This window comes from Synechococcus sp. BS56D, assembly GCF_004332405.1.
Taxonomy (GTDB): Bacteria; Cyanobacteriota; Cyanobacteriia; order PCC-6307; family Cyanobiaceae; genus Synechococcus_C.
The window spans coordinates 101,945-124,932 of sequence record NZ_PHQU01000003.1 but is presented as its reverse complement, the minus strand read 5'-3'; the positions used below and the strand labels follow the sequence as shown (position 1 = coordinate 124,932).

At 59.5% G+C, this 22,988-nt stretch carries 26 protein-coding genes and 1 other RNA gene; 10 read left to right on the top strand and 17 right to left on the bottom strand.

Annotated elements, in window-relative coordinates; genetic code table 11:
• Positions 1-18: 18 nt before the first annotated feature.
• The 5 genes from CWE17_RS05430 to CWE17_RS05405 all read right to left on the bottom strand — a co-directional run bounded on the left by CWE17_RS05430 (position 19) and on the right by CWE17_RS05405 (position 3,292).
• Positions 19-756 (bottom strand): hypothetical protein, encoded by a 738-nt coding sequence (locus tag CWE17_RS05430; protein WP_240789258.1) that lies wholly within the window; start codon positions 754-756, stop codon positions 19-21.
• A gap of 2 nt (positions 757-758) precedes the next feature.
• On the bottom strand, positions 759-1,568 hold the full coding sequence (locus CWE17_RS05425; RefSeq protein ID WP_131455353.1) for an ABC transporter ATP-binding protein: 810 nt from the start codon (positions 1,566-1,568) through the stop codon (positions 759-761).
• A 261-nt stretch (positions 1,569-1,829) separates the two neighbouring features.
• Complete coding sequence (locus tag CWE17_RS05415) at positions 1,830-2,252, bottom strand: NUDIX hydrolase (protein WP_131455351.1); 423 nt, start codon at positions 2,250-2,252, stop codon at positions 1,830-1,832.
• Positions 2,249-2,803, bottom strand: coding sequence for a PAP/fibrillin family protein (locus tag CWE17_RS05410; RefSeq protein ID WP_131455350.1), 555 nt, complete (start codon positions 2,801-2,803; stop codon positions 2,249-2,251). The genes CWE17_RS05415 and CWE17_RS05410 overlap by 4 nt, the downstream gene beginning before the upstream one ends.
• 18 nt (positions 2,804-2,821) lie before the next feature.
• On the bottom strand, positions 2,822-3,292 hold the full coding sequence (locus CWE17_RS05405; RefSeq protein WP_131455349.1) for a DUF427 domain-containing protein: 471 nt from the start codon (positions 3,290-3,292) through the stop codon (positions 2,822-2,824).
• A 54-nt stretch (positions 3,293-3,346) separates the two neighbouring features.
• On the opposite strand from CWE17_RS05405, the gene CWE17_RS05400 reads away from it, so the two are divergent.
• Positions 3,347-4,048, top strand: coding sequence for an alpha/beta hydrolase (locus CWE17_RS05400; protein WP_131455581.1), 702 nt, complete (start codon positions 3,347-3,349; stop codon positions 4,046-4,048).
• Between the two features lie 2 nt (positions 4,049-4,050).
• Here the strand turns inward: CWE17_RS05400 and CWE17_RS05395 are convergent, their stop codons facing one another.
• From CWE17_RS05395 to nadA, 7 genes are read right to left on the bottom strand one after another with little or no spacing between them, the layout of a single operon-like run.
• Positions 4,051-4,641 carry a DUF1543 domain-containing protein gene (locus CWE17_RS05395; protein ID WP_131455348.1) on the bottom strand — a complete coding sequence of 197 codons (591 nt, stop codon included), beginning with the start codon at positions 4,639-4,641 and terminating at the stop codon, positions 4,051-4,053.
• Positions 4,638-5,825, bottom strand: coding sequence for a chromate efflux transporter (chrA, locus tag CWE17_RS05390; protein ID WP_131455347.1), 1,188 nt, complete (start codon positions 5,823-5,825; stop codon positions 4,638-4,640). The genes CWE17_RS05395 and chrA overlap by 4 nt, the downstream gene beginning before the upstream one ends.
• A gap of 30 nt (positions 5,826-5,855) precedes the next feature.
• The gene (locus CWE17_RS05385) at positions 5,856-8,321 is read right to left on the bottom strand and encodes a ligase-associated DNA damage response DEXH box helicase (protein WP_131455346.1); all 2,466 of its coding nucleotides are present in this window, start codon (positions 8,319-8,321) and stop codon (positions 5,856-5,858) included.
• Positions 8,318-10,027 (bottom strand): ATP-dependent DNA ligase, encoded by a 1,710-nt coding sequence (locus tag CWE17_RS05380; RefSeq protein WP_131455345.1) that lies wholly within the window; start codon positions 10,025-10,027, stop codon positions 8,318-8,320. Before CWE17_RS05380 ends, CWE17_RS05385 begins: the two co-directional genes overlap by 4 nt.
• A gap of 3 nt (positions 10,028-10,030) precedes the next feature.
• Positions 10,031-10,378, bottom strand: a complete 348-nt coding sequence (locus CWE17_RS05375) for a DNA ligase (protein WP_131455344.1) — start codon at positions 10,376-10,378, stop codon at positions 10,031-10,033.
• Positions 10,379-10,408: 30 nt separating this feature from the next.
• Positions 10,409-11,413 carry a ligase-associated DNA damage response exonuclease gene (locus CWE17_RS05370; protein WP_131455343.1) on the bottom strand — a complete coding sequence of 335 codons (1,005 nt, stop codon included), beginning with the start codon at positions 11,411-11,413 and terminating at the stop codon, positions 10,409-10,411.
• Entirely contained in the window at positions 11,410-12,384 is a 975-nt protein-coding gene (gene nadA / locus CWE17_RS05365; protein ID WP_131455342.1) for a quinolinate synthase NadA, read from the bottom strand. The genes CWE17_RS05370 and nadA overlap by 4 nt, the downstream gene beginning before the upstream one ends.
• A gap of 82 nt (positions 12,385-12,466) precedes the next feature.
• Here nadA and CWE17_RS05360 point away from each other — a divergent pair, with 82 nt between their 5' ends.
• The 3 genes from CWE17_RS05360 to CWE17_RS05350 all read left to right on the top strand — a co-directional run bounded on the left by CWE17_RS05360 (position 12,467) and on the right by CWE17_RS05350 (position 15,483).
• On the top strand, positions 12,467-13,348 hold the full coding sequence (locus tag CWE17_RS05360) for a TIGR04168 family protein (RefSeq protein ID WP_240789256.1): 882 nt from the start codon (positions 12,467-12,469) through the stop codon (positions 13,346-13,348).
• Positions 13,342-14,415, top strand: a complete 1,074-nt coding sequence (locus CWE17_RS05355; protein WP_131455341.1) for a hypothetical protein — start codon at positions 13,342-13,344, stop codon at positions 14,413-14,415. The genes CWE17_RS05360 and CWE17_RS05355 overlap by 7 nt, the downstream gene beginning before the upstream one ends.
• Positions 14,416-14,727: 312 nt before the next feature.
• Entirely contained in the window at positions 14,728-15,483 is a 756-nt protein-coding gene (locus CWE17_RS05350) for a glycoside hydrolase family 104 protein (protein ID WP_131455340.1), read from the top strand.
• Positions 15,484-15,514: 31 nt separating this feature from the next.
• Here the strand turns inward: CWE17_RS05350 and CWE17_RS05345 are convergent, their stop codons facing one another.
• A complete protein-coding gene (locus tag CWE17_RS05345; RefSeq protein WP_131455339.1) occupies positions 15,515-16,321 on the bottom strand; it encodes a TPM domain-containing protein in 807 nt (268 codons plus the stop codon).
• 30 nt (positions 16,322-16,351) lie between these two features.
• On the opposite strand from CWE17_RS05345, the gene CWE17_RS05340 reads away from it, so the two are divergent.
• A complete protein-coding gene (locus CWE17_RS05340; RefSeq protein ID WP_131455338.1) occupies positions 16,352-17,587 on the top strand; it encodes a class I SAM-dependent methyltransferase in 1,236 nt (411 codons plus the stop codon).
• Here the strand turns inward: CWE17_RS05340 and aroB are convergent.
• A complete protein-coding gene (aroB, locus tag CWE17_RS05335; RefSeq protein WP_131455579.1) occupies positions 17,565-18,692 on the bottom strand; it encodes a 3-dehydroquinate synthase in 1,128 nt (375 codons plus the stop codon). The two genes, CWE17_RS05340 and aroB, sit on opposite strands and share 23 nt — an antisense overlap.
• Positions 18,693-18,775: 83 nt before the next feature.
• On the opposite strand from aroB, the gene CWE17_RS05330 reads away from it, so the two are divergent.
• The 3 genes from CWE17_RS05330 to ssrS all read left to right on the top strand — a co-directional run bounded on the left by CWE17_RS05330 (position 18,776) and on the right by ssrS (position 21,109).
• Entirely contained in the window at positions 18,776-19,675 is a 900-nt protein-coding gene (locus CWE17_RS05330; protein ID WP_131455337.1) for a carbohydrate ABC transporter permease, read from the top strand.
• A gap of 65 nt (positions 19,676-19,740) precedes the next feature.
• Positions 19,741-20,925 (top strand): 5-(carboxyamino)imidazole ribonucleotide synthase, encoded by a 1,185-nt coding sequence (locus tag CWE17_RS05325; RefSeq protein ID WP_131455578.1) that lies wholly within the window; start codon positions 19,741-19,743, stop codon positions 20,923-20,925.
• A 1-nt stretch (position 20,926) separates the two neighbouring features.
• Positions 20,927-21,109: non-coding RNA, 6S RNA (gene ssrS, locus CWE17_RS05320), on the top strand.
• Positions 21,110-21,135: 26 nt separating this feature from the next.
• Here the strand turns inward: ssrS and CWE17_RS05315 are convergent.
• Complete coding sequence (locus CWE17_RS05315) at positions 21,136-21,414, bottom strand: DUF2103 domain-containing protein (protein ID WP_131455336.1); 279 nt, start codon at positions 21,412-21,414, stop codon at positions 21,136-21,138.
• A gap of 74 nt (positions 21,415-21,488) precedes the next feature.
• On the opposite strand from CWE17_RS05315, the gene CWE17_RS05310 reads away from it, so the two are divergent.
• On the top strand, positions 21,489-21,716 hold the full coding sequence (locus CWE17_RS05310) for a hypothetical protein (protein WP_131455335.1): 228 nt from the start codon (positions 21,489-21,491) through the stop codon (positions 21,714-21,716).
• Between the two features lie 88 nt (positions 21,717-21,804).
• On the opposite strand, the gene CWE17_RS05305 is transcribed toward CWE17_RS05310, so the two are convergent.
• Together CWE17_RS05305 and clpS are read right to left on the bottom strand one after the other, a co-directional pair.
• The gene (locus CWE17_RS05305; RefSeq protein WP_206338359.1) at positions 21,805-22,455 is read right to left on the bottom strand and encodes a TVP38/TMEM64 family protein; all 651 of its coding nucleotides are present in this window, start codon (positions 22,453-22,455) and stop codon (positions 21,805-21,807) included.
• A 10-nt stretch (positions 22,456-22,465) separates the two neighbouring features.
• The gene (gene clpS / locus CWE17_RS05300; RefSeq protein ID WP_131455334.1) at positions 22,466-22,762 is read right to left on the bottom strand and encodes an ATP-dependent Clp protease adapter ClpS; all 297 of its coding nucleotides are present in this window, start codon (positions 22,760-22,762) and stop codon (positions 22,466-22,468) included.
• A gap of 71 nt (positions 22,763-22,833) precedes the next feature.
• On the opposite strand from clpS, the gene petN reads away from it, so the two are divergent.
• A complete protein-coding gene (gene petN / locus CWE17_RS05295; protein WP_131455333.1) occupies positions 22,834-22,935 on the top strand; it encodes a cytochrome b6-f complex subunit PetN in 102 nt (33 codons plus the stop codon).
• Positions 22,936-22,988 lie beyond the last annotated feature (53 nt).

The following is a 22,988-nucleotide window of genomic DNA, read 5'->3' as shown; positions in this document are numbered from 1 at the left end:
CTGCGTCACGCAGCGAGGTTATGACAGCTGTGCAGCGTCGAGCAGCCAGACCACCAGCAGACCGACGAAGAAGGCCAGGTTGACGACCCCAGAATCGTCCTCTCCATCGGCGTGGGCTTCCTTCATCACCTCCTCAATCACCAGGTAGATCAGGGCGGCGGTTCCGAAGGCGAGGAGCCCCGTGAGCGCTGGGCCCTTGAGCCAGTTGGCAAGTGATCCGCTAATTCCCAAACCCACCAGATACAGCGCAGCCATCAGAGCCCCCCCGAGCGTGCTGCGCCAACGCCCAGCTCCGCGTCCAAGCAGGGTTCCAACTCCCACCGCCGTGAAACCCATCTCCAGGGCCACCGCTAGCGGGATGATCCATCCGTGATCTGTGGCATCGCTGCTGATTCCTACAACCAATCCATCGATAAGGCTGTCCACCAGAAAGGGAAGCAGCAGGATCAACAGAGGCCTGAGTTGCTGGGCTGTCTCAGCTGCTTTCGGTTCGGTGAGCACCGCATTGATCACCAGCAACAGAGAGAAGCCAAGGCAAAAGCCAACAGCGAGAGCGAGGAGATGGCCGCTGCGGCTTGCTGCGGGCATCAGATCGGCTGCAGCGGTGCCTAGCACCAGTCCGCCCACCAGGTGAGCGATGATCCCGCGCAGCCGCTGTTGGGGGTGAAAGCGGCTTCCGAGAACACCGCCACCGATCAAGGCCAGGGCCGGAACGATCTGAATGAGCACCGCACGATCACGACTGCTGCCAAGCATGCTCAGCCTGGTAACACCTGTCGGTAACCATTGGCTTCAACCACCTGCAGCGGTGTGTCGAATAGCTCAGACAATGCCTGATTAGTGAGTGCGCGTTTCGGTGTGTCGTCCATCACCACCTGACCATCGCGAAGACCGATCACCCTCTCGATCTCGGGAATGATGCTTTCAATGCTGTGGGTGACCATCACCAGGGTGATTCCCTGCCTGCAGAGCTTGCGCAGAGTCTTCTGAAGGCTGTGTCGCGCTTTGAGGTCGAGGGTGTTCATGGGTTCATCGAGAACCAGAACCTCCGGCTCATGGACGAGCGCTCGCGCGATCTGCAACCGCCGTTTCTGGCCATCAGAGAGTGAGCCGTAGGGCTGTCGCCCCTGTGCATCGAGATCCATCTCCTTCAGCAACAGCTCAACCCGTTGGTTCTGCAGGGGCGTAGGGATCTGCTCCCTTCCGAGTCTGACTGCGCCGAAGAATGCCGATAACAGCAGCTCCCTGCCCTGGGTCGAAGGGTGGATGCGACTGTCCAGATCGCTGTTCACGATCCCGAGTTGGCGGCGAAGCTCCCAGAGATTGATCGTCTCCTCCCCGAAGATCCTCAGATGAGAACCCGGGCGGACGACCGGATACAGCGCCCGACTGATCAGCCTCACCAGCGAACTTTTTCCAGAACCATTCGGGCCCAGAACGACCGTGGGCTCACCACTCCAGAGATCCAGGCTCAGATCCTTGAACACGCGCTTGTCTTGGATCCATGCCTCCACGGAGTTGAGAGACAGCCAGGGATGGTGGTCGGGACTTGTCGAATGAGGGCCCATGTCGCCATTCTCCAGGTTTCTGCTGTGTCGTGATGGGGATCAGCCGCCGCTGCAGGCAATGCGGGTGCAGTTCCTTCCGTGCGGACCGTTCCCTGGCCGGTCGCCTGGTTTGCGCTCGCTGTGGATGCCCTGTCGGTCAGGGACGGGCAGCTTTTCGTCAGGAACGCTTCTCATCCAGCCGTTGGGTTAGGCGTTGGGGTTGGTGGCTTGTCTTGATCCTGGTTGTGATCGGGATGGTTCTGTTTCTCAATGGCGTCTGAATCATTCGCCAGAGAGTTCTTTCAGCCTGAGGCTGATCAGCTGAAGCGATGGTGCTAAGGGTCTGCATTCACGGAGTCGCGGGCTCCAAATCGCGCCTTGGTGGATCTCTTCTGGTTGCGCCAAGGTCAGATCCTGCCCTTCCAGGAGCGTGAGTTCCGAGAGAGGCACATCCAGATCGCCATGGAAGGCATGCAGGAGGCGCTGGGGTGTCTGGTGCTGAAACCAAGGGTTCAGGGTTAGCGGACACCAGCCGATCTCCTCGATTAATTCCCTGCGTAGTCCCTGCTCGGGCGATTCCCCCGGCTCCAGGTGACCACCGAACAATCCCCAGCATCCGGGGGCCACGATTCCGCTGATGTCATCGCGGAGCTGCAAGAGCCAGGAACCTTCCTGCTGGAGCATGGCCAGGGCCACCACGGTCATGGCCGTTCTCCCATCAGTGCATCGACGCTTAGGTCGTCACGACGCAGGAGGGCGAAGCGGGTGCCTGCGTTACCGCGACAGACCCGCAACCGCTCGTCGAGCCAGGTGATCTCAAGCCAGGCCGGAAAGCTTTGTTGGATTGCCGCCATCAGTGTTGGCCGCCAACTGCTGATGAGGGAGGGGCCGAGCCAGCCCCCCCTGCGGAAGCGAACGGAGACCCGTGTCTTGCTTTCGATCGTCAGGTCAGCTTGGACGGCAACGGCGGCCAGATCAGCCATGGGGCCACCGAGACGCAGCAGATTCATCCCTCTCCCTCGCTTCGGATCGATCACCTGCAGGTTCTCCAGCCATGGGGCCTGTTTCAGCCACGGCTGTGTTGCGCTGCTCCAACGCAGCTCCCAGACTCCCGCCAATGCCTCTCCGGCCTTGAAGAGATCCACGGTGCTTTTCGCTTCGACCTGATCCAGAAGCTCGCTGATGACCGGATCCTGGGGCTGATTCATCAACAACTCCACGAGCCGCTCGCGGGCTGAATCAGTGGAAGAGGGCATCAGCTTGGCACCGCAGGCTCAGATCAATTCAGGATGGGCTGGATCCCCCTTAAAAGGGCCTTCCACAGCAGAACTGATCCAACCGCCGTAGAAACCTCCTGGCTGGGGAATGACAGGCTCCCCATTCAGCCAACAGCCATCCATCAGTGCTGGATACAACGCGAACCACCCTTGGATGGCCTTGAAGTCCGCCGTGGGCGTTGGGTAACGCCAGACGGCGCGATGGATCCTGCGTCCTCCGGCAACAATGTCGAAGTACTCCGCCACACCTTTCCATTCACAGAAGCTGCGCCCAACAGCAGGGTGCAACAGCGACTGCTTGATTCCCTCAGGTGGCAGGTAATAGGTGGGCGGGTGGAAGGTTTCGAGAACCCGCCAGGCCCCCGTGCCCTCATACAGCACTTCACCAGCCACCTTCACAAGCACCAGATCACTGCTTGGTTCCAGCCGTGGTGGTCTTGGGTAGTCCGCGACCCGTTCCTGAACCATGGGCTTCGGGGTGATCTCCTTTGATGATGGCTGGGACCGTTGTTTTTCGTGGTGATGTCCGTGGTGGATCCCCGGCAACCCGTCGTGATTCTCGGTGGGTTTCTCATCAGTGACACGGCTTATCAACCGATGGCCGACTGGCTCATGAACGAGCAAGGTTTGGCCGTGGCGATCACTCCCGCTAGCCGATTCGACTGGTTGCTCACGAGCTGGTCTCTTGGTTGGCGTCGTTTGCTCGATCGGGTGGATGGTCTTGTGAAGGAGTTGCAGAGCCGTTCACCCTCTGGAAAGGTCACCCTCGTGGGGCATAGCTCCGGAGGGGTGATGCTTCGCCTTTATCTCAGTCATGAGCCCTTTGCTGGTCGTGTCTATGCCGGTGCCGAGCGTTGCAATCGCCTGATCACCCTCGGCAGCCCCCACCAGGCCGAGAGGGCTACACCCTTGAGAGCCATGGTTGATCGACGCATCCCGGGTTGCCATGCCCCTGAGGTTGACTACGTGGCAGTTGCCGGTGAGCTGGATCTGAATGGGCCGTTGGCCTCGGCTTTCAGTCGTCGCAGTGCCCGCGGCAGCTATCGGAGCATCAGCGGTGACCCTCAGGTGCGGGGTGATGGCCTTGTGCCTGTGCAATCGGCTCTGTTGCTCAATGCAAGGCCCGTGTTGTTAGAAGCCACGGCCCATGGTGGCTTGTTTGGATCATCCTGGTATGGCTCTCCTGATCGCATCACGTCCTGGTGGTCGGCCGCTTGCCGATGACTTCAGGAAGCTGGAGGCCTCGGTTGGGGCTGGCGTCCGTCGATGCGCCAATACCCAAACCACTCGGGTCGCAGGTCATGGTTTTGCCGGTGGGGCTCGGGAGTCAGAACAAGTCGCCAACCTGAAATCGTTTCAATTGGCAGGCAGTCATCGATGCCACCGACTGTGTCAAGGCTATGGAGGTCATCCTTATGCACCTGCACATGGTCTTGAAGCCAGCGAGTCCTGGCTCGCGCCTTGGCTGCCTGGGCGGTTGTCGCCACCACAAGACCGAAGTGGTGCCATTCCTGAAGGGAATGGCGCTGATAGCCACCCAGATTGATAAACCAGAGCCGTTGGTTTGTGGTGTTGCCCTCGAGCGCAGGAGCCGCGTTTGATTCGAGCGAAACGGCATAGCCATCGACAGAGTCAATGGAGGTGTAGCTGTCGATGTGTAGCCCCTTCAGGCTTCCCCACCATTGCCGTCTGAGCTCGGGGATTGTGGTTTCAATGTTGGGGCCCACCACCCAGCGCACATCGTGGAGTTCAACGTGGCAATCGGGGGTGCGTCCCCCTAGCACCACCAGAAACAAGCTGACGGCTGATGGGCTCATCGCGGCAACACCAGTCCGCCGATCAACCCGCAAAACAACACCACCCTCCAGGCCGGCTGACGCCAAGCCATCAGGAGGAGTACAGCCAAGAGAGCCAGGCTGAAGTCAGCACTGTTGCGGATGCCAACTCTCCAGACGGGTTGATAAAGAGCGGCGAGAAGGATGCCCACCACAGCTGCGTTCACCCCCATCAAGGCGCGGCGCATCGCTCGACGTTGACCGAGATCAGACCAGAAAGGCAGCACTCCGCCGATCAACAGAAAAGCAGGGAGAAACAGGGCGATTAAGGCCAGGATCGAACCTGTGATTCCTTGCAGACCACCCCGGAGGTCAAAGCCTAAAAAGGCTGCAAGGCTGAACATTGGTCCGGGGACTGCCTGGGCGGCTCCATAGCCAGCAAGAAACCGATCAAGGCTGATCCAGCCTGGGGGGACCAGGGATTGCTCAAGGAGTGGCAACACAACATGGCCCCCACCAAAGACCAGGGAACCGGCTTGAAGCATGGCGCTCAATTGTTGAACAGCCACCGGTCTGGTGCTGGCAGAGAGCCAAGGGAGAAAGGCCAGGAGGAGCGCTAACAGGCCGAGCAGGCCGATGGCAACCGATCGCCGCACAGGAACCTGGAGGCCATTGAGCACTTGGGCGTTCTGATCAGGAGCGCGAAAGCACAGCACTCCCACCACGGCGCCGAGTAGCAGGGCCAGAACCTGCACAGAGGCCAACGGCACCACCAGCACCAGAATGGCGCTGACCGCCATCAGAGTGAGGCGCGGGCGGTCAGGTGCCAGCCGCTTTTGCATCCCAAGTACCGCCTGGGTCACCACTGCGACGGCAGCAACCTTCAAGCCCTGAACCCAGCCACCATTGAGCCAGGCGGGATTGATGCTGAGCAATGCAGAAGCGATCAGCAAAAGGACCGCCGAGGGCAGCGTGAATCCGATCCACGCTGCGATGCCACCGAGCCATCCTGCTCGCATCAGGCCTAGGCCAATGCCCACCTGAGAGCTGGCAGGGCCTGGCAGAAACTGACAGATGGCCACTAATTCGGCATAGGCCTCATCGGATAGCCAGTGCCGCCGCATCACAAAGCGTTCTCTGAAATAACCGAGATGGGCCACGGGCCCGCCGAAGGAGGTGCAGCCCAAAAGCAGGAATTCCGCAAACACTCTCCAGGCGGACAACATCGCTGTTGGGCTTCTGCGGTCGCTCGGACGCTAATCGCCTTCAAGGCGCTGTGCTTCGGCGACCATGCGCTGCACCCGTTCCATCACTGACTCATTGGTCATCCGATTGTTCAAGCGCTCCACCAGCAGTGGAAAGGCGAGAGGACCTGGTCTTGCGGTGGCGCTAAGGAGAACCTCTCCCGCCTGGAGTCGTTTAAGGGCGCTGCGTAGACGTTGTAATTCAAGCTGCTCCTGCAGAACCTCCTGTTGCGCCTGCTTCAGGAGAAGATTGCCTGGTTCATGTTTTGAGAACACCTCCCAGAGGAGCGAGCCGCTGATCTGCAGTTGGCCGGCACTTTTGCTTTGACCCGGGTATCCCTGCACCAGCAGCCCTGCCACCTGCGCAATGCTTCGGAAGCGGCGGCGGCATAGTTCGGACAGGTTGAGCGCCTGTTCAAGATCCTCCTCCAGGTGATCATCGGCGAGTAACGCGTCGAGGTGTTCCTCCAGCAGATCGGCCATTGGATAGCTGCGAGGTGCCAGCAGTTCAAACCCGTAGTCGTTCACCGACACCGTGATCGTTCCGCGATGGAGACGTGTCAGTCGAGTGGACCAGAGAAACCCGAGCCCCTCATGCACGAAACGACCCTCAAAGGGGTACGCGTAGAGATGGGTCCCCTCTCTGGTGCGGCAGGTCTCGATCAAGAACTGGTTGTTCGCCGGCAGTGTGGAGAGATCCTTCTGACGCTCGAACACGGGGGCCAGGGCTTGCAGTTCCGGGGTATCGAGATCGCCGCGGCCCGCACGAGCCACCTCCTCGCGCAGATGATGGGTCAACAGATCGGAAAGGGCCATTTGCCCTCCGGCCCATGCGGGTACGGCTGTGCTTTTGCGTGTGCTGGCTTTGACGTAAGCCGTCATCTCACGAAGCCGCACAAACTCCAGCTGACGGCCCGCGAAAAAGAACACATCCTTTGGCCTCAGCTGGCTGATAAAGGTCTCCTCCACATGCCCCAGCACCGCTCCTCGAACAAAGCGCACGCGGATTGCTGGTGCTGAGGTGATCGTGCCGATGTTGAGACGGTGGAGTCGGGCGATGGTGTTGTCGCGAATGACGAACCGGCCGTCGTCCGCGCGCTCCAGCTTCCTGTAGCGGGGGTAGGCACCAAGGCAATCGCCACCCAGTTCGAGAAAGCGCAGGCACCATTGCCACGTTGCATCGCTCAGGTTGCGGTAACTAGAGGTCCTGCGGATCGACTCCAGGGTTGCCTCAGGTGTGAACCCTGGTCCGCAGGCCAGCGTGGTGAGGTGTTGCAGAAGCACATCCAGGGCTTCATTCGGTGGATGGCGCTCTTCCACGAGGCCCTGGGTCAGGCCTCGTCGCACGGCGCTCAGTTCCAGCAGTTCCAAGGCATTGGTGGGCATGAACCACATCTGTGACGTGCCTCCGGGGCAATGGGCGGAGCGGCCAGCCCGTTGCAGGAGACGGGCCAGGTTCTTCGGGGAACCGATCTGCACCACCCGCTCCACCGGCTGGAAATCCACCCCCAGATCGAGCGAGCTTGTGCACACCACCCAGCGCAGCGATCCGGCTTTCACACCGGCCTCGATCGCCTCCCGTTCCTGACGGTCCACTGCGCTGTGATGCAGGGCCACCAGTCCTTCCATCTCGGGGCAGGCGAAGCGCAGGCACTGAAACCAGCGCTCCGCCTGGTTGCGGGTGTTGGTGAATAGCAGGGTGCTGGTGGTCGGGCTCAAGGTGGCCACCAGGTCCTCGTAGCGGCGCAGTCCAAGATGGCCGCCCCATGGAAACCCATCCAGGCTGTCGGGAACGATGCTTCGGATCTCAAGGGGCCGCTCTGGGGCTCCAGTGATCAGGCATGGATCGGATCCTTCACCAAGGGCATGGCGTGCCGCTTCCTCGAGATTGCCGATCGTGGCGCTGATGGCCCAGGTCTGCAGTTGGGGCTTCTGCAGGCGGAGCCAGCTGAGGGCGAGCTCTGCCTGCGTCCCCCGTTTGCTTCCGATCAGTTCATGCCATTCATCCAGGATCACCGTCTCAAGTGGCTGGAAGAGCTCCGTTGCATGACGCCCAGCCATGAGAACGCACAGGGATTCCGGCGTGGTGATCAAAATGTCTGGTGGCGACTTGAGTTGTCGACTGCGTTCGGCACTGGGGGTATCGCCATTGCGGATACCAACCCTCAAGGGCCATCCCATCGCCTCGATCGGTTCCAGCAGCGCCTGGGCGAGGTCTCGGCTCAGGGCCCTCAGAGGTGTGATGTAGAGCAGACGCACCCCACGTCTCGGGACAGATTGAGCAAGCGCCTTGGCAATGGGTGCCATCACGGCGGCATAGGTCTTGCCAGAGCCAGTGGGAACCTGAATTAATCCACTGCGGCCCCTCAGATGGGCTTGCCAGGTCTGGCGTTGAAAAGGAAGTGGTGTCCATCCCTGGCGTTCAAACCACTCCTCAACGGGGGCGAGTAGCTCTCGATCGTGCGACCGCCCGTTCACGCTTGTGCTTCAGCTTGCGGTTGAAGAGCCAATAGCTCCTCGGCCCGGTTGATCGTGTCGGCGCTGTTTGCGGGGCGATCCTTTCGCCAACGCAGGATGCGCGGGAAACGAACGGCAAGACCGCATTTGTGACGTTTGGATCGTTGAATTCCTTCAAAGCCAATTTCAAAAACCAGTTCAGGTTCAACCGCTCTTGCGGGCCCAAACCGTTCGCGGGTATGGCGTCGGATCCAGCGGTCCAATTCAAGGATCTCTTGATCATCCAAGCCTGAGTAGGCCTTGGCGAAGGTCACGAGTTGATGGGATTCCTCCCCCTCAGCATTGCGTTGCCAAAGCGCAAAGGTGTAGTCGGTGAAGAGATTGGCGCGCCTGCCGCTCCCCGCCTGGGCGTAGATCAGCACCGCATCGAGCGTCATGGGGTCACGCTTGAATTTCCACCAATGCCCCCGTTTGCGCCCGCTGAGGTAAGGCGATTCTCGATGCTTCAGCATCACGCCTTCCGCCCCAGCTGCAACGGCGTTCTGGCGAAGATCATGGAGATCTTCCCAGTCACGCAAAGCTTCTCCTTCACTCCAGCGCAGGCGCCATGCGTCTTCGCCGCTCAAGCCACGAAGTGCCCAGAGTTGGGCCAGTCGTTCGTGAAGTGGCCGCGCCCGCAGGTCTTCCCCCTGAGATTCGATCAAGTCATAGGCGATAAAGCTGGCTGGACATTCGTCCTGCAGGGTCCGTCCGACCTGTTTGCGTCCAAGTCGGCGTTGAAGGGCACTAAAGGGCATCGGTGTGTTGGCCTTCATTCGCCAGCAGATCACCTCTCCATCCAGCACCGTTCCGGCTGGGAGGGATTCGGCCATGGTCACCAGCTCCGGGAACTGATCGTTGATCAGTTCCTCCCCTCGGCTCCATAGGTAGACCCCAGACGGTCGCCGAATCAGCTGACCGCGGATGCCATCCCACTTGTGTTCCACCCACCAGTCCCGGGGAGGAGTTTGTTGCAGGGTGTCGACCTGCGCAGGGCTGGCCAGGAAAAACGGATAGGGGACGGCACCACGATCGCTGGGAGCGTCAACCACCGGAGCCGTCAGTTGTTGAAACCATGGCACCGTGGCTTCCATGGGACCCATTAATCGTTCGAGGACCACCGTTTCCTCGAGGTCAAAACCCCGAGCGATCGCCTTGACCACCAATCCCCTGGCCACGCCGATACGGAAGCCGCCGGTGAGCAGTTTGTTCAACAGCAGGTGTCGCTCGGGCGCGAGTTGGTGCCACACCTTGATGAGAGCCTGCGCCTGAAGCGTCTCGTCAAGGGCTGCGATGGTTGGGAGCAGAGTCTCCATCCACCAGTGAAGGTGGGGCTCGTGTTTCATCTGGAGGATGAGTGGCTCCAGCTCTGCCCCCAGGGGTCGGGAGTCCCGTGGCAGCTCCGTTGCAAGTTGTGGCCAGAGAAGGCTGATGGTTTCAGCTGAATCGCCAACTTGGCTGTGGCAGGCAGCGAAGAGCCAGGACGGCATGCCGCTCTCCTTCTGAAGCACATCCCGCAGTCGGCGGCCTGTGATCAAACGCCTGCGGCGTTGACCGATCAGAAGAAGCAGTGTCCAGGCGGAATCTTCAGGAGGTTGTTCCTGGAGATAAGCGGCGATGCGTTGGACCTTCTGTCCTGAGCCATTGGTGGCGTCCAGGTCATCGATGAGGTCCGCGAACGCCTGCACCGATCAGTACTGCCACTGATAGAGGTCAGTGTTTTGCGGATCGCTGATTCTGATGTTGCAGCCCTGGCGTGCCTGCGCCGTTTGGTTGAAACCGTTGACGTAGCGGTTCACTTGATCCGGGTTGCCGCTGGTGGCGAGAGCGTTCTGAAGGCGGGCGAGATCCACGCCGATTCCGTCACGGTTCAACAATCCATCGGCCAGGCCGTTGCAAATCGCGGCGGCGGCCTCGGCTCCATCGGCAGGGAAGATCACCGTTTGGATGCGCTCGATCGAGATCTCCTCAATGTCAGCCGCCAGGGCGGGAGCGATGGCGAGGCTGGTGGCCAGACAGACCAGGAAGAGACGCGACATGGCAGGAGTCTGCAACCGGACGACGCTAGGTCAGTTGCCCTTGTCGGCGCTACTCACCCTTCCTGCAGGCAGCGCTTCGATCGGTTCAGCGTCCAGTCCCTCGACGTCTCGTAGGTAACGCGCCAGCACATCGCTTTGTCCATGGGTCACATAGACACGACGGGCACCGCTTTCCTTCACGGTTTGAACGAGACCAGGCCAGTCAGCGTGGTCACTGAGGACGAAGCCTCGTTCATAGCCCCTGCGGCGGCGTGCTCCGCGCACCGCCATCCAGCCAGATGCGAAGGCTGTCTGCGGTGTTTTGAAGCGGCGCATCCAAGCGGATCGATGGGCGGAAGGGGGAGCGAGGATGAGGCGACCCTCCAGGCTTGCATTTCGGGGAAGATCGCTCAGAGGACGGCTGGCCGTCATGGGAATGCCTGCATCCCTGTAATGGCGAGTCACCGTTTCCACCGCTCCGTGGAGCAGCACCTCATCGTCGACACCAATGGCTTTCAGTTCCGCCAGCACCCGTTGGGCTTTTCCAAAGGCGTAGCAGAACAGGAGTGAAGGTCTCAATCGCTCCCCCATCCACCAGGTGCGGATCTCATGCGCCACCTGCTCGCCACTTCGCCACCTGTAGATCGGAAGACCAAACGTTGCCTCAGTGATCAAGACATCGCAGGGCACGGATTCAAAGGGCTCGCAGCTGGGGTCTGTGCAGCGTTTGTAATCACCGCTTACCACCCAGACAGATCCCTCATGCTCAAGACGGATCTGGGCACTTCCAAGCACGTGTCCTGCGCTGTGAAACGACACCAGAACTGTCCCGATACGCCGTTGTTCCCTGTAACTGACTGTGTTCAGCCTGATTCCACTCCCAAGCCGTTCGCGCAGGATCGCTTCACTGGCGTTGACGGCGAAATACTCACCACACCCAGCCCTGGCATGGTCGGCATGGGCGTGGGTAATCAGAGCCCGGCGTACAGGTCGAATCGGATCGATCCAGGCTTCTGCCGCGTGGCAGTAGAGCCCTTCAGGAGTGCGTTCAATCAGAGGCTCATCTCCAGCATCCGTTGAATCGGCTGCAGGGCACGCAGCCGAAGATCCTCATCCATTTCGATTTCTGGGGCACCGACGGACAGGCAGCGCCAGAGCTTTTCCAGGGTGTTCAGTCGCATGTAAGGGCAGGCATTGCAGCTGCAGCCATCCAGACCTGGCACAGCTAAAAAGGTTTTCCCAGGAATGCGTTGTTGCATCTGGTGGAGGATGCCCGGTTCAGTGAGAACGATGAAGCTTTCGGCGCTGCTGCTCTCTGCGTGATGGAGCAGTTTGCTGGTGGAACCGATGAAATCAGCAAGATCCAACAGCGGTTCGAGGCATTCAGGATGGGCGATCACCTCGGCAGCTGGGTGTTCAATTTGAAGCCTGAGCACCGCTTCTTCGCTGAAGGTTTCGTGCACGATGCAGCGCCCTGGCCAGAGCGTGAGTTCCCTGCCGCTCTGTTTCTGCACCCAGCGACCGAGATTGCGATCAGGCGCAAAGAGAATCGGTCGATCGGCAGGAAGCTGCCTGACGAGATCGACGGCATTGCTGCTTGTGCAAATCAGGTCGCTTTGTGCTTTGACAGCCGCAGTGCAATTGATGTAGCTGACCACAATGTGGTCGGGATGGCGGGCGCGGAAGTCAGCAAATGCATCGGCCGGACAGTCATCTGCAAGGGAGCAGCCGGCATCCAGATCTGGCAGGAGAACAGTTTTCTGGGGGCTGAGGATCTTCGCGGTTTCCGCCATGAAATGGACGCCGCAGAAGACGATCACATCAGCATCGGTGCCAGCGGCTTTACGTGAAAGCTCGAGGGAATCACCAATGAAGTCGGCGATGTCCTGAATCTCAGGTTCCTGGTAGTAGTGCGCCAGGATGACGGCATTGCGTTTCCGCTTCAGATCCTGGATCGCAGCAGCAAGGTCAACCGGTACCGCTGTTGGGGCCTTCGAGTTGGCAGTGACAGCGGTCATCAGGACCATCTGAGGCAGGATGGCAACAGCCTAGGCATCACCACTCTCTGCATTGCAAGCGTCTCCATCGCTAGAGCCTGCATCGCAGCCCGTGCAGACGTCTGGTCCTCGCAGGCTGCGTCTGGCCATTGCCGGAGATCTGCATGGCCAGTGGAACGATCTTGACGCCCGACTTCTAGACCAGCTTCAGCCGGATGCCGTTCTGTTTGTGGGGGACCTCAGTGATGGGGATCTGCGTTTGGTCAAAGCGATTGCCGCTCTGCCAATCCCTACTGCGGTAATTCTTGGTAATCACGATCGGGGCAAAGATGCCACCGGCGAGTTGTTTCAGCGCCAGGTCAAGGTGCTGGGGGATCGTCACTGCGCCTGGAGTTTGCGCAATTGGTCGGCACCAGCCCTATCAGTGCTTGGTGCGCGGCCAGGTAGCGCCGGGGGTGGATTTCACCTCTCCCGCGCCATGGCCGCCACCTACGGTCCGATCGAGCTAGAAGCCTCCGCTCAATTAATCGTGCAGGCCTCCGAGCAGGCTCCTCAGGATCGTCCCCTCGTGGTTCTCGCCCACGCGGGTCCCTCGGGCCTGGGGTCCGATGCGGCCAGTCCCTGTGGCCGGGACTGGAAACGCCCTGCGATCGACTGGGGAGATCAAGACTTGGCTCTGGCTCTTGACCGGATCCGACAGAGACGCGAGGTCCCCCTCGTGGTGTTTGGTCACATGCACCATCGCCTTAAAGGAGGCCAGGGTGAACGTTGCACCTTCCTTCAGGATCGGCTTGGTACGGCCTATCTCAATGCGGCCTGTGTCCCGCGGCGGGGCGTTGATGCTGATGGCCGTTCACTCACCCATTGGTCCTGGGTGGAGTTCAGCGGATGTGAGCTCTGCCATGCCAGCCACCGTTGGTATGGAGACGACGGCACCCTGGTGTTCGAAGAGACCCTTTGGCACCGCAATGCTCCTGAGGTGGTTGGGTGCTGATCTACTCCTGCCTGAGCAGCCATGGATTTGGTCATGCTGCTCGTCACGCGTCCGTACTTGCGGAGCTGCACCGTCTTTCTCCTGGATCAAGGCTGGTGGTCAGTACGGCAGTGGATCCCAGGTTTCTGGGCCTTGTCTTTCGAGGCTTGCCAGTGGAGTTGCGACGCTGTCGATGGGATGTGGGCATGGTGCAGTCCGATGCCCTCGGAACGGATCCCGAGGCGACACTGGCCGCTCTTGCTGATCTCCACGAGGAACTACCTGATCAGATTGCCGCTGAAGCGGCTTGGCTCGCAGCGCAGTCTTCGCCGGTACTGATTGTCGGGGATGTGCCACCAGCGGCAGCTTCCCTCGCGGAACGCCTCAGGGTTCCGCTGGTCTGGATGGCGAATTTCGGATGGGATGAGATTTATGCCCCTCTCGGCGGCGCTTTCAGCGATTACGCGCAGGCTGCAGCAGAGGCCTACTCCAGGGGTGATTTGCTTTTGCGTTGTCCGTTTTCGCTGGCGATGCCTTGGGGGTTGCGAGAAATCTCCATCGGGCTGACAGCGAGCCAACCGAGGCCCCTCCCGAGGTCCTTCGAGCAGGCATTGTCCTCCGATGCGAGGCCTCGTGTCTTCGTCGGCTTCGGTGGTTTGGGCTTTGCCCTTGATGACCGCTTGCTTCGCGGCTGGTCATCCCATCGATTTGTGCTCAGCGAGCCGGCGCTTGCCTCTGAACGGGAACGGCTTGCTGCTTGCTCGAATGTGTTGCTCTTACCGGAGGGTGTTCGCCCCCTGGATCTTCTTCCCCACTGTGAGCGGCATCTGGGCAAACCCGGCTACAGCAGTTTCTGCGAGGCCCTTTCGAGTGATGTGGGTCTGCATGTGGTGACGCGCAGCGGTTTTGCTGAGGCCACAGCTTTGATGGACGGCCTTCAACGTCATGGTCGGCATCGGATTCTGAGTCGCCACCAGCTGGAAACGGGTGATTGGCAATTGGACCAACCGCTGCATCCGGCCAAGGACGGTCCCCTTGCCAATGATGGTGCAGCAGTTGCGGCGCAGGCGATTCTTGATTGCTGTTGAGGTGACGATCAGGATTGCTGATCCAAACTTTTTTGGCTTTTCCTATCTGCTGAGTCTTCAATCCTGGCCAGGGATTTCAATCATTATCTTGGCGATTGATTCGAAAATTTACTGTGTAGACAATATTGTGACTGGCACTTGATCGCTTGGGCGGGGTCAGTTGTTTCGACAAAGTTCCGCTGTCTGAAGAATTTTTTCCGATTTTCTTCACTCTGCTTCGGCGATTCGTTTCATTTGATACAGCGCTGCATTTCATCCGCTTCTGATTTGTTGCGCGTTCGCTGTTGCATTTTTGACCTCCGAACGCTTTTTATGGCCTCCCTTGTTTCGTCCGCCTGTCGTGTCGTTGCAGCGGTCGTTGCAAGTGTGCCCATTGGGGTTTCTTTCAGTCCAGCCCGGGCATCCACCGTCTCCCTCCCCTCGATCGAACCCTCGGCTCGGTCCTTGTCCGTCACGCTCCCTGAGGAGTCCGGACCCTCTGCTCTTCCTTACGTGATCACACCGGAACGCAGGGCCTTGCTCAACACCATTCGTTTTGCGGAGGGCACCTGGAAGGGCGGTCGTGACCTCGGCTATCGAGTGATGTTTGGCGGTGGCCTGATGGCCTCTCTCGATCGCCATCCCAATCGGGTCATTTATTCCTCCCGCTACGCGAGTGCCGCAGCAGGTGCTTATCAGTTCATGCCTTTCACCTGGGACTTGGTGAAGCGCAGTATTGGTGTGCAGGGTTTCGGCCCTGAAGCCCAGGATCAAGGCGCCCTCTTCCTGATTCAACGGCGTAAGGCTCTTCCCCTGACCGACGTTGGTGTGATGACACCACAGCTCGCCGCTCTGCTTGCACCGGAATGGGCCTCATTCCCGACCTTGCGTGGGTCGAGCTACTACGGTCAGCCTGTGAAGCGTTTTTCGCAACTTCAGGGCTTTTACCGCGTCACCTTGGCTCAACTCCGCCAGGTGCGGGATCAGCGTCGCGAATTGCTCAGCAGTCAGTCCAAGCCCCAGACCGAACATGATTCAGGCCCGAAACGGCCTGTCTGCACTGGCCCAACCATCCTCTGTGGTTTCTGACGTCTCGACAGACTGCTCAGCTGTTGCCGCGTCAAGATTCCTCAGCCCCTTGGCGATCCTTGCCAACCGTGGCCCCTGCAATCAGATAGGCCAAGACTGCGGCTCCGACAAAGCCCAGCCCATTGCGAAGCAGAGGAAGGATCTCGCTCGTGCGGGTGACCACTGGGGCGATTCCAAACACCCCGAACAACATCACCCAGAGAGGTGACAGTAGGAGGAGCCACGACCAGGAGATCACCTCCCCATGTTTTCTGGGGTAGGCAGCGAAACCAGCGATCAAACCTCCGAGAATGGCCGTCGAGAGGGTCCAGAGCCACTGTTCTTGAGGCAATCCTGGAACCACCTGGCATCCACCCCTGTCGAGGCAGACCTCCACGGCATCGATGGCGGCCAGGATCGCTCCATCCTCCCCGTGGTCACGCACGTAATACTGGTTCCCGTAACGGGTTTGCAGCTCCACCCACCAGGTGCGTGGCATGAGGGCAAAGAAGGCATCCCCCACGTTGAAATTGAGAAGGTTGCCGCCGCGGGGATCGGCTACCAGCAGCAAGCTGCGTTCATCGAGCCCCCAGAACTCCTTGACGGCCAGACCTGGGGTGCGCTCGTACTGGGTCAGCACCCTCAGCTTCCAGCCACTGCGTGTTTCAAAGGCGTCGAGCGATTCCTCCAGGTCACCCTTCTGGCGCTCACTGAATGCCCGGGCTAGGTCGATCACCGGGGTGGCATGGTCGGGCAGAAGCTCAGGGTTGTCGCTGGCCAGTGCTGGTCGGGCTCCGAATGTCAGCAGCAGCGCGAACGCAACGGCCAGGAGGGTTTTGATTCCGCGTTGTGCTCCCATGGCCATGATGCAGTTGCAGCATTCTCTCGAATGGATCGTTCCGGTGTGCCGTGCCCGCCCTGGTTGGCCCGGGCGATTGCACAAGAGGGCGGCTGCATCAGTTTTTGCCGCTTTATGGACCTCGCCCTGCACCACCCTGTGCATGGCGCCTATGGCAGCGGTGCTCTAAGGATTGGTCCTCATGGGGACTTTGCGACCTCCCCCTCTCTTGGATCCGACTTTGCAGAGTTACTGGGCCTTCAGGTGCTGGATTGGCTTGAGCAACTGAGGGGCCATCACCGTTCCAATCGGCTCAGCCTTGTGGAGATGGGACCAGGGGAGGGCCACCTTGCCCATGACCTTCTTTCGTTTCTTCTGGAGCATTCCCCTGAGTGTCGTGATCAGCTCGAGTTTGTTCTCGTGGAGAGCAATCCCGGCATGCAGCAACGACAGCGGGAACGCCTTGCTGCTGTGACTGATGCCATCCCTGTGCGTTGGAGCCGACTTGAGGATCTGATGGCATCACCGGTGGTCGGGGTCGTGATTGCCCACGAACTGCTCGATGCGTTCGCCGTTGAGCGCTTGGTTTTTGAACAAGGAACGCTGAAGAAGCTTGGGGTGGTTTTGCTCCCTGAGCGTTCATCACCTCAGACCATGATCCTGGAGCCTGAGATTGCCTGGGTTTCACTCCCGCTCGATCAGCAACTTGTCGATGACTTGGCGTGGGCGACATCACGTTGTGGCCTGCAGATTCCTCCAGATGGAACCTCCGAGGGCTGGTGTAGTGAATGGCATCCAGGGGTAAGGCCTTGGTTGCATCAGGTGGCCACGGCACTGGAGTCAGGGGTCTTGTTGGTGGTGGATTACGCACTGGAAGCGAAGCGTTATTACAGCCCTTCACGCCGGGATGGAACCTTGCTGGCCTATCGCCAGCAGCAGTGTCATCAGGAGTTGTTGCGTGATGCGGGGCAGAGTGATCTGACAGCGCACCTCTGCCTTGAGCCCCTGATCGCCATGGCGGAGGAGGAGGGATGGCTCAGTCATGGGGCTTGCCGACAGGGCGAGGCCTTGCTCTCTCTGGGGTTAGCGCAACGGCTCCAGGCTCTTCAGCACATGCCCTCATCGCAACTTGCCCAGGCTCTGCAGCGTCGAGAAGCCCTGCTCAGGCTGGTGGATCCTGCTGGGTTGGGGGAGTTCCGTTGGATCGCGTTTGAACGCTCTTCCCAGGGGCCCGACCGGGGAGCAACGTTCAACAGCCGCTTCCTCAGGGAGCCGCTTCCTCAGTGAGCGAGGACAGGCAATCCAGAATTTCTCTCTGCTCAACATCGTTGACGATGGTCACCGAGCCGAGGGCCTTAGGAAGCACAAACCGAACCTTTCCGTCCTGAACTTTTTTGTCGCCTGTGAGGGTGTCAAGGACGGCTGTCGGATTCAGGGTTGGCCATGCGGTGGGTAGGCCCGCCTGCGCGATCAGACGTCGTTGCCGATCACAGTCTTCGCGGCTCCAGAGATTGCGTTGAACAGCCAGTTCACCAGCGGCAACCATGCCGATGGCCACGGCTTCACCATGAAGCCAGGTCCCGTAGCCCGTCAGGTTTTCGACCACATGACCAAACGTGTGTCCGTAGTTGAGGATGGCGCGCAGACCCCCCTCCCGTTCGTCGGCAGCAACCACCCTGGCTTTGGCCTGGGCTGATCGCTCGAGTGTTGTCTGCAGCAGGGATGGATCCATTTCCTCGACGCTGCTCAGTTTCCCCCCCTGCTCGAGTTGCGCAAAAAGATCCGCATCTCCGATCACGCCGTACTTGATCACTTCGGCCATGCCAGCGCGGAATTCCCGTTCTGGAAGGCTGGGCAGGGTGGAGGGATCGATCAGCACGAGCTTCGGCTGGTGAAACGCTCCGATCAGATTTTTTCCACCCGGGTGATTGACTCCGGTTTTGCCCCCAATCGCCGCGTCCACCATCGCCAGCAAGGTGGTCGGAACCTGAACGACCGCTAGACCCCGCAGCCAGGTGGCGGCAGCGAATCCAGTCATGTCACCCACAACTCCACCACCGAGGGCTACGAACAGCGAGCTTCGCTCGAGCCGGAGACGAAAGGCTTCGTCATAGATCTGCTGAATGGTGGCCAGGTTCTTGCGCTCCTCTCCGGCTTCGATGACCAAAAGCGATGGGTCAAAGCCCGCTGATCTCAGAGCATCGATGCACTGCTCCCCATAGGGACCAGCCACATCGCGGTTGCTCACGATGAGGATCTTTCGGCCGGTCTTCACCCCAGAGCGAAGCAGTTCGTCGCCAAGCCTGTTGAGGCCATGGCGCTCGATCAAAACCTCATAGGGGTTGCGTTCCAACGCGACCGGAATGCGAGCCGAACTTTCCACCGCGATCAAAAGGTTCTGCGCCTGTTCACTGCCCACTCTGCCGTTCAGCTGGAGGAATCCGCCTACGCTCCGCACAAGCTTCAGCAGGCTTGATGGTGATCGGACCCGATCGCGCCCGTGCTCGCGACTCTGTTGCAGCCTGGGGTTTTTTACTTCCAGCCCTTGGTTTGCTGGCACTTTCGGTGTTGGTGCCAGCCCTGATGGCTCTCGTCATGAGCTTCACGCAGACGGGCCTGGATGTGAGTGAACCGCTGCGCTTCGTCGGATTCGCGAATCTGAGAAGGCTCAGTGTCGATCCCATGTTTTATCGGGTTCTGGGCACCACGCTGCTGTATCTCGTCGGGATTGTGCCGCCGGTGGTGATCGGATCGCTTGGCTTGGCGGTGCTGGTGAATCGCAGTCTCCCAGGCATGCACTGGCTGCGGGCTGCCTTCTACACCCCGGTCCTGGTGTCGATTGTTGTGGCCGCCATTGCCTTTCGATGGCTCTATGCCGAGAACGGTCTGATCAACGGCTGGTTGTCTGCACTGGCCGGTGCTGGTTTCGAACCGATCGGGTTCCTGACGAACCCCTTGCTGGCGCTCCCTTCCGTGATGCTGGTCACCCTCTGGAAGGGCCTTGGTTATTACATGGTCATCTTTCTGGCAGGACTTCAAGGCATTCCAGCGGAGCTCTACGAGGCGGCGGCCCTCGATGGGAGTGAGGGCTGGCGACGACATGTCGACATCACCCTGCCGCTTCTGAGGCCCTACGTGACTCTGGTCTCTGTGATTTCTGCGATCGCAGCAACGAAGGTGTTTGAGGAGGTGTTTCTCATGACCCAGGGCGGGCCGGCGGAATCCACCAAGACTCTGGTGTACTACGTCTATGACCAAGCCTTCGCGGAACTGGAAATCAGCTACGCCTGCACCGTTGGCCTCGCTCTCTTCCTGCTTGTCATGCTGCTTACAGCCATCCGCTGGCTGGCTGCGGGTGATCGTGGCTTGATCTGATCATCGTTTCTGCGGCAGGTCGACAGCTGGGATGGCATCCTTCTGAGGAGCCCGCAATGCCACCGATGAACAGCAGCAACGGCGGTGGATCCGGGGCCTCCATCGGGGTGATCGGTGGTGGTCAACTGGCTCAGATGCTGGTGGAGGCTGCTGCAAAGCGGTCAGTGACGGTTGCTGTACAAACCGCATCGGTCCAGGATCCCGCTGCTGCTGGTGCCAGTCGGCTGGTGCAAGCGGATGCTCTCGATCCGGACGCCACCCGTGGATTGGTGGAGGGATGCATTGCGGTCACGTTTGAAAACGAGTGGATTGCCTTGGATGCACTCCAACCGCTCGAACGCCAGGGGGTGAGTTTCCGTCCTTCCCTCGCCAGCCTTGCTCCGCTTGTCGACAAAATTGAGCAAAGGGAATTGCTGGATACGTTGTCGATTCCAGGACCCGCTTGGGTACCGCTTCGCTCGATTGATCCAGGTGCCCCATCTCTGCCGAAGGGATGGACGTTTCCTGTGATGGCTAAGGCTGCCCGTGGTGGATACGACGGCAAGGGAACCAGGGTTCTTGACTCCATCGATGCACTGGCACACTTACTGCGGTCTGTGGATCCTGCCGGTTGGTTACTGGAGAGCTGGATCGACTACGAGCAGGAGCTCGCTCTCATCGTGAGCCGTGATCGTTTCGGTCGTGTGCGCAGTCTTCCCTTGGTGGAAACCCACCAATCCCATCAAGTCTGTGACTGGGTTCTGGCACCCGCTTCCGTTGAGCAGCTCGTGGAAGCCACCGCTTACAACATGGCGGCCTCCCTGCTCACCAAGCTCAGTTATGTGGGCGTGATGGCCCTGGAATTCTTCTATGGCCCGGCCGGTCTGATGGTCAACGAGATTGCGCCCCGTACCCATAATTCTGGTCACTTCTCGATTGAGGCCTGCAGCAGCAGTCAATTTGACCAGCAGCTCTGCATCACGGCCGATCTTCCTGTCCCTGATCCTGAGCTGATTTGTCCAGGGGCACTCATGGTCAACCTGCTGGGTCTTCAAGCGGAGCAGGCAGCACCTCTTGAGGAGCGCTTGCAGCGGTTGCAACAGCTCTCAGGTGCTCATCTTCACTGGTATGGCAAAAACGATGAGAGTCCAGGGCGCAAGCTCGGTCACGTGACCGTTCTCCTCGAGTCTGACGGTGTCGAACAGCGCTCCCGTGAGGCCGCTGATCGGCTCAAGGTCATCCGCTCGATCTGGCCGCTGCCCTTAAATTGATTTCGGACTGCGATGTTGGTGACGGCCTTTTCTAGTGCTCTGATCTGACTCTCTATCGACTTGGGGTGACTGTCGTGAAGGAGACGTAGACCGGCCCTGGAGCCGGAAACGAATCCCCACTTTGTAACCCCTTCTGGTTCTTCCAGGTCGATCACTGGGGCTCGCACGGCATGGCGGTCCACCCCTTTGCTGCTCGGTCGATCGCCAGTGTCAGGTCGGCCTGCTGTTGGCGATGCGTCGGCTCAGCTCGTCACGACTCAGCCCGGTGACGATGAACACCTCCTGGGCGCTGCTTCCCCGGCGCGCCACCAGTTTGTGCCCACCGCGCATGGCGGTGGAGAGCCTGAGCTGCAGCTCTGGAGAGCGTCCTCGCACACGACTGATCACGGCTGGCGTGATGGTCTTGATCTCAGGGTCTGAGGCCAGCGCCTGAAGCCAGGGAATCAGGCCCTCCACGTAGGTGCTGTGGGTGATAACCAGACGTCCCAACGGGGCTGCGGCTCAGCGACTGGTCGAAATTAGCGAGATTGGCTACGACAAAGGAAGACAAACGTTTCTGCCTGATGCTCAAGTCAGTGGATGCTCTTCGTGATCAGGTGACCGGACCGCTGGGCAAGCGTTTCGGTGCGGAAGTGCGTGTGCTGACGACCGAGCTTCACGGGCTTGAGGTTCGAGGGCTTGCCTTCTCACCGGGACGGGTCATGCGCTACGTCCTTGACGCTGAAACGTCACGCCTGCGTACCACAGTGTTGTTGAGGTTGACGCGCTCCACTCGACAACCTGCGGCCTGATAAGGCTGTTGAATCTTCAAGGCTGTTGAAATTTCAAGGCTGATTGATGCGGCTGACACTGTCGCGTCTCGCTCGGTCCATCCTGTGCCTAAGGATTGTCAGACGTCGCCGAGCGCTTTTTGAGCAGTCCTGTGAGCACGGCAAGAGTAAACATGGCTAACAGGGCAAGAAACAGCATCAGACCAGCCCCTTGGGTCACGCCTGCACCGACGGCAACCAGGATTGAGTCACTCACCAACACGCTGATGACAAGAGCTGGAGCGAAGATCAGCCAATGGGTGCGGCTGATTCCAATGGCGTAACTGAGAAAATCAAAAAGACCCGTCATCAGTAAGCCTGTCATTAGGAAGAAATTCCCCTCTAGCTGGTTCTTGCTAAAGCCATCGATTTTTTGCATTGCCTTGTGGCCAACAAGATGGCTCACTGGTCCCCTCCCCCAGCGGCGGGCCATGAAGAATGCTGCACTACAGAAAACAAGATCTGACAATACAATGGTTAGATAGCCAGTTTTAAAGCCAAGTAGTGAACCGGCTAGGAGCGAATAAATAGAACTTGGTAAAGCTGGGAGAATGATGCTTATGCCACGCAAAAGAAAGAGCCCCAATGGAGCCCAGAAGCCCATCTCTTTAACAGCAGCCTGTAGCGGCTCAAGCCCATAGCGCTGGAGAAGAACGACCGCCAAGATAAACATCAAGACGATGATGAAAATCTTGAAACCCTTTTTGAATGCTGGTGACATCACAAACACCTCAGAGTCTTTCGATTGGCGCCATCGTCAATCCTTCTGCGTTTAGCTGTTGGTGATAGAGCTCAGCCTGCTCCAAGGGGCCACTCCACACTTCGGCAGATCCACTGCTGTCGATGCGGTGAGCCAGCGTCCAGGCTCGATCACTTCCCATCCCAGGAATGATTCGGCAAAGGCAGTCCACAACGTGCTGAAAGGTGTTCACGTCATCGTCGAGCACAATCACCCTGGCGTTTGGGTAGGGCGCTTCCCTGCTCAATCGCTCCAGGATGCTGGTCGTTCCAGGCGATGTGACGTTCATGAGACAACTTGCACGTCGTGGACAGGATCGGTCAGCAGGCTAGTTAAACTCAGTGCACTCGCCTGATCCCGATGCTGTTCACCTTCGCCTGGGCTTCCCTGGCCGCGATGTTCAGTTTCTCCATTGCCATGGTTGTCTGGGGCCGCAACGGCGACGGCTCCATCAACTTCTGAGGTGTCTGAAGTTGTGAGCAATCCAGGGCTAGGCCAGGCTTTAGCCCTTACGG

What these genes read in the sequence shown, in the direction of transcription:
- CWE17_RS05405 (WP_131455349.1), bottom strand. Translation starts at nt 3,292, where the DNA reads ATGGTTCAGGAACGGGTCGCGGACTACCCAAGACCACCACGGCTGGAA.
- CWE17_RS05375 (WP_131455344.1), bottom strand. Translation starts at nt 10,378, where the DNA reads ATGTCGCGTCTCTTCCTGGTCTGTCTGGCCACCAGCCTCGCCATCGCT.
- CWE17_RS05430 (WP_240789258.1), bottom strand. Translation starts at nt 756, where the DNA reads ATGCTTGGCAGCAGTCGTGATCGTGCGGTGCTCATTCAGATCGTTCCG.
- CWE17_RS05350 (WP_131455340.1), top strand. Translation starts at nt 14,728, where the DNA reads ATGGCCTCCCTTGTTTCGTCCGCCTGTCGTGTCGTTGCAGCGGTCGTT.
- CWE17_RS05425 (WP_131455353.1), bottom strand. Translation starts at nt 1,568, where the DNA reads ATGGGCCCTCATTCGACAAGTCCCGACCACCATCCCTGGCTGTCTCTC.
- CWE17_RS05345 (WP_131455339.1), bottom strand. Translation starts at nt 16,321, where the DNA reads ATGGGAGCACAACGCGGAATCAAAACCCTCCTGGCCGTTGCGTTCGCG.
- CWE17_RS05330 (WP_131455337.1), top strand. Translation starts at nt 18,776, where the DNA reads ATGGTGATCGGACCCGATCGCGCCCGTGCTCGCGACTCTGTTGCAGCC.
- CWE17_RS05410 (WP_131455350.1), bottom strand. Translation starts at nt 2,803, where the DNA reads ATGCCCTCTTCCACTGATTCAGCCCGCGAGCGGCTCGTGGAGTTGTTG.
- CWE17_RS05395 (WP_131455348.1), bottom strand. Translation starts at nt 4,641, where the DNA reads ATGAGCCCATCAGCCGTCAGCTTGTTTCTGGTGGTGCTAGGGGGACGC.
- CWE17_RS05305 (WP_206338359.1), bottom strand. Translation starts at nt 22,455, where the DNA reads ATGTCACCAGCATTCAAAAAGGGTTTCAAGATTTTCATCATCGTCTTG.
- CWE17_RS05340 (WP_131455338.1), top strand. Translation starts at nt 16,352, where the DNA reads ATGGATCGTTCCGGTGTGCCGTGCCCGCCCTGGTTGGCCCGGGCGATT.
- CWE17_RS05310 (WP_131455335.1), top strand. Translation starts at nt 21,489, where the DNA reads ATGCTCAAGTCAGTGGATGCTCTTCGTGATCAGGTGACCGGACCGCTG.
- clpS (WP_131455334.1), bottom strand. Translation starts at nt 22,762, where the DNA reads ATGAACGTCACATCGCCTGGAACGACCAGCATCCTGGAGCGATTGAGC.
- chrA (WP_131455347.1), bottom strand. Translation starts at nt 5,825, where the DNA reads ATGTTGTCCGCCTGGAGAGTGTTTGCGGAATTCCTGCTTTTGGGCTGC.
- petN (WP_131455333.1), top strand. Translation starts at nt 22,834, where the DNA reads ATGCTGTTCACCTTCGCCTGGGCTTCCCTGGCCGCGATGTTCAGTTTC.
- CWE17_RS05400 (WP_131455581.1), top strand. Translation starts at nt 3,347, where the DNA reads ATGTCCGTGGTGGATCCCCGGCAACCCGTCGTGATTCTCGGTGGGTTT.
- nadA (WP_131455342.1), bottom strand. Translation starts at nt 12,384, where the DNA reads ATGGTCCTGATGACCGCTGTCACTGCCAACTCGAAGGCCCCAACAGCG.
- CWE17_RS05325 (WP_131455578.1), top strand. Translation starts at nt 19,741, where the DNA reads ATGAACAGCAGCAACGGCGGTGGATCCGGGGCCTCCATCGGGGTGATC.
- CWE17_RS05415 (WP_131455351.1), bottom strand. Translation starts at nt 2,252, where the DNA reads ATGACCGTGGTGGCCCTGGCCATGCTCCAGCAGGAAGGTTCCTGGCTC.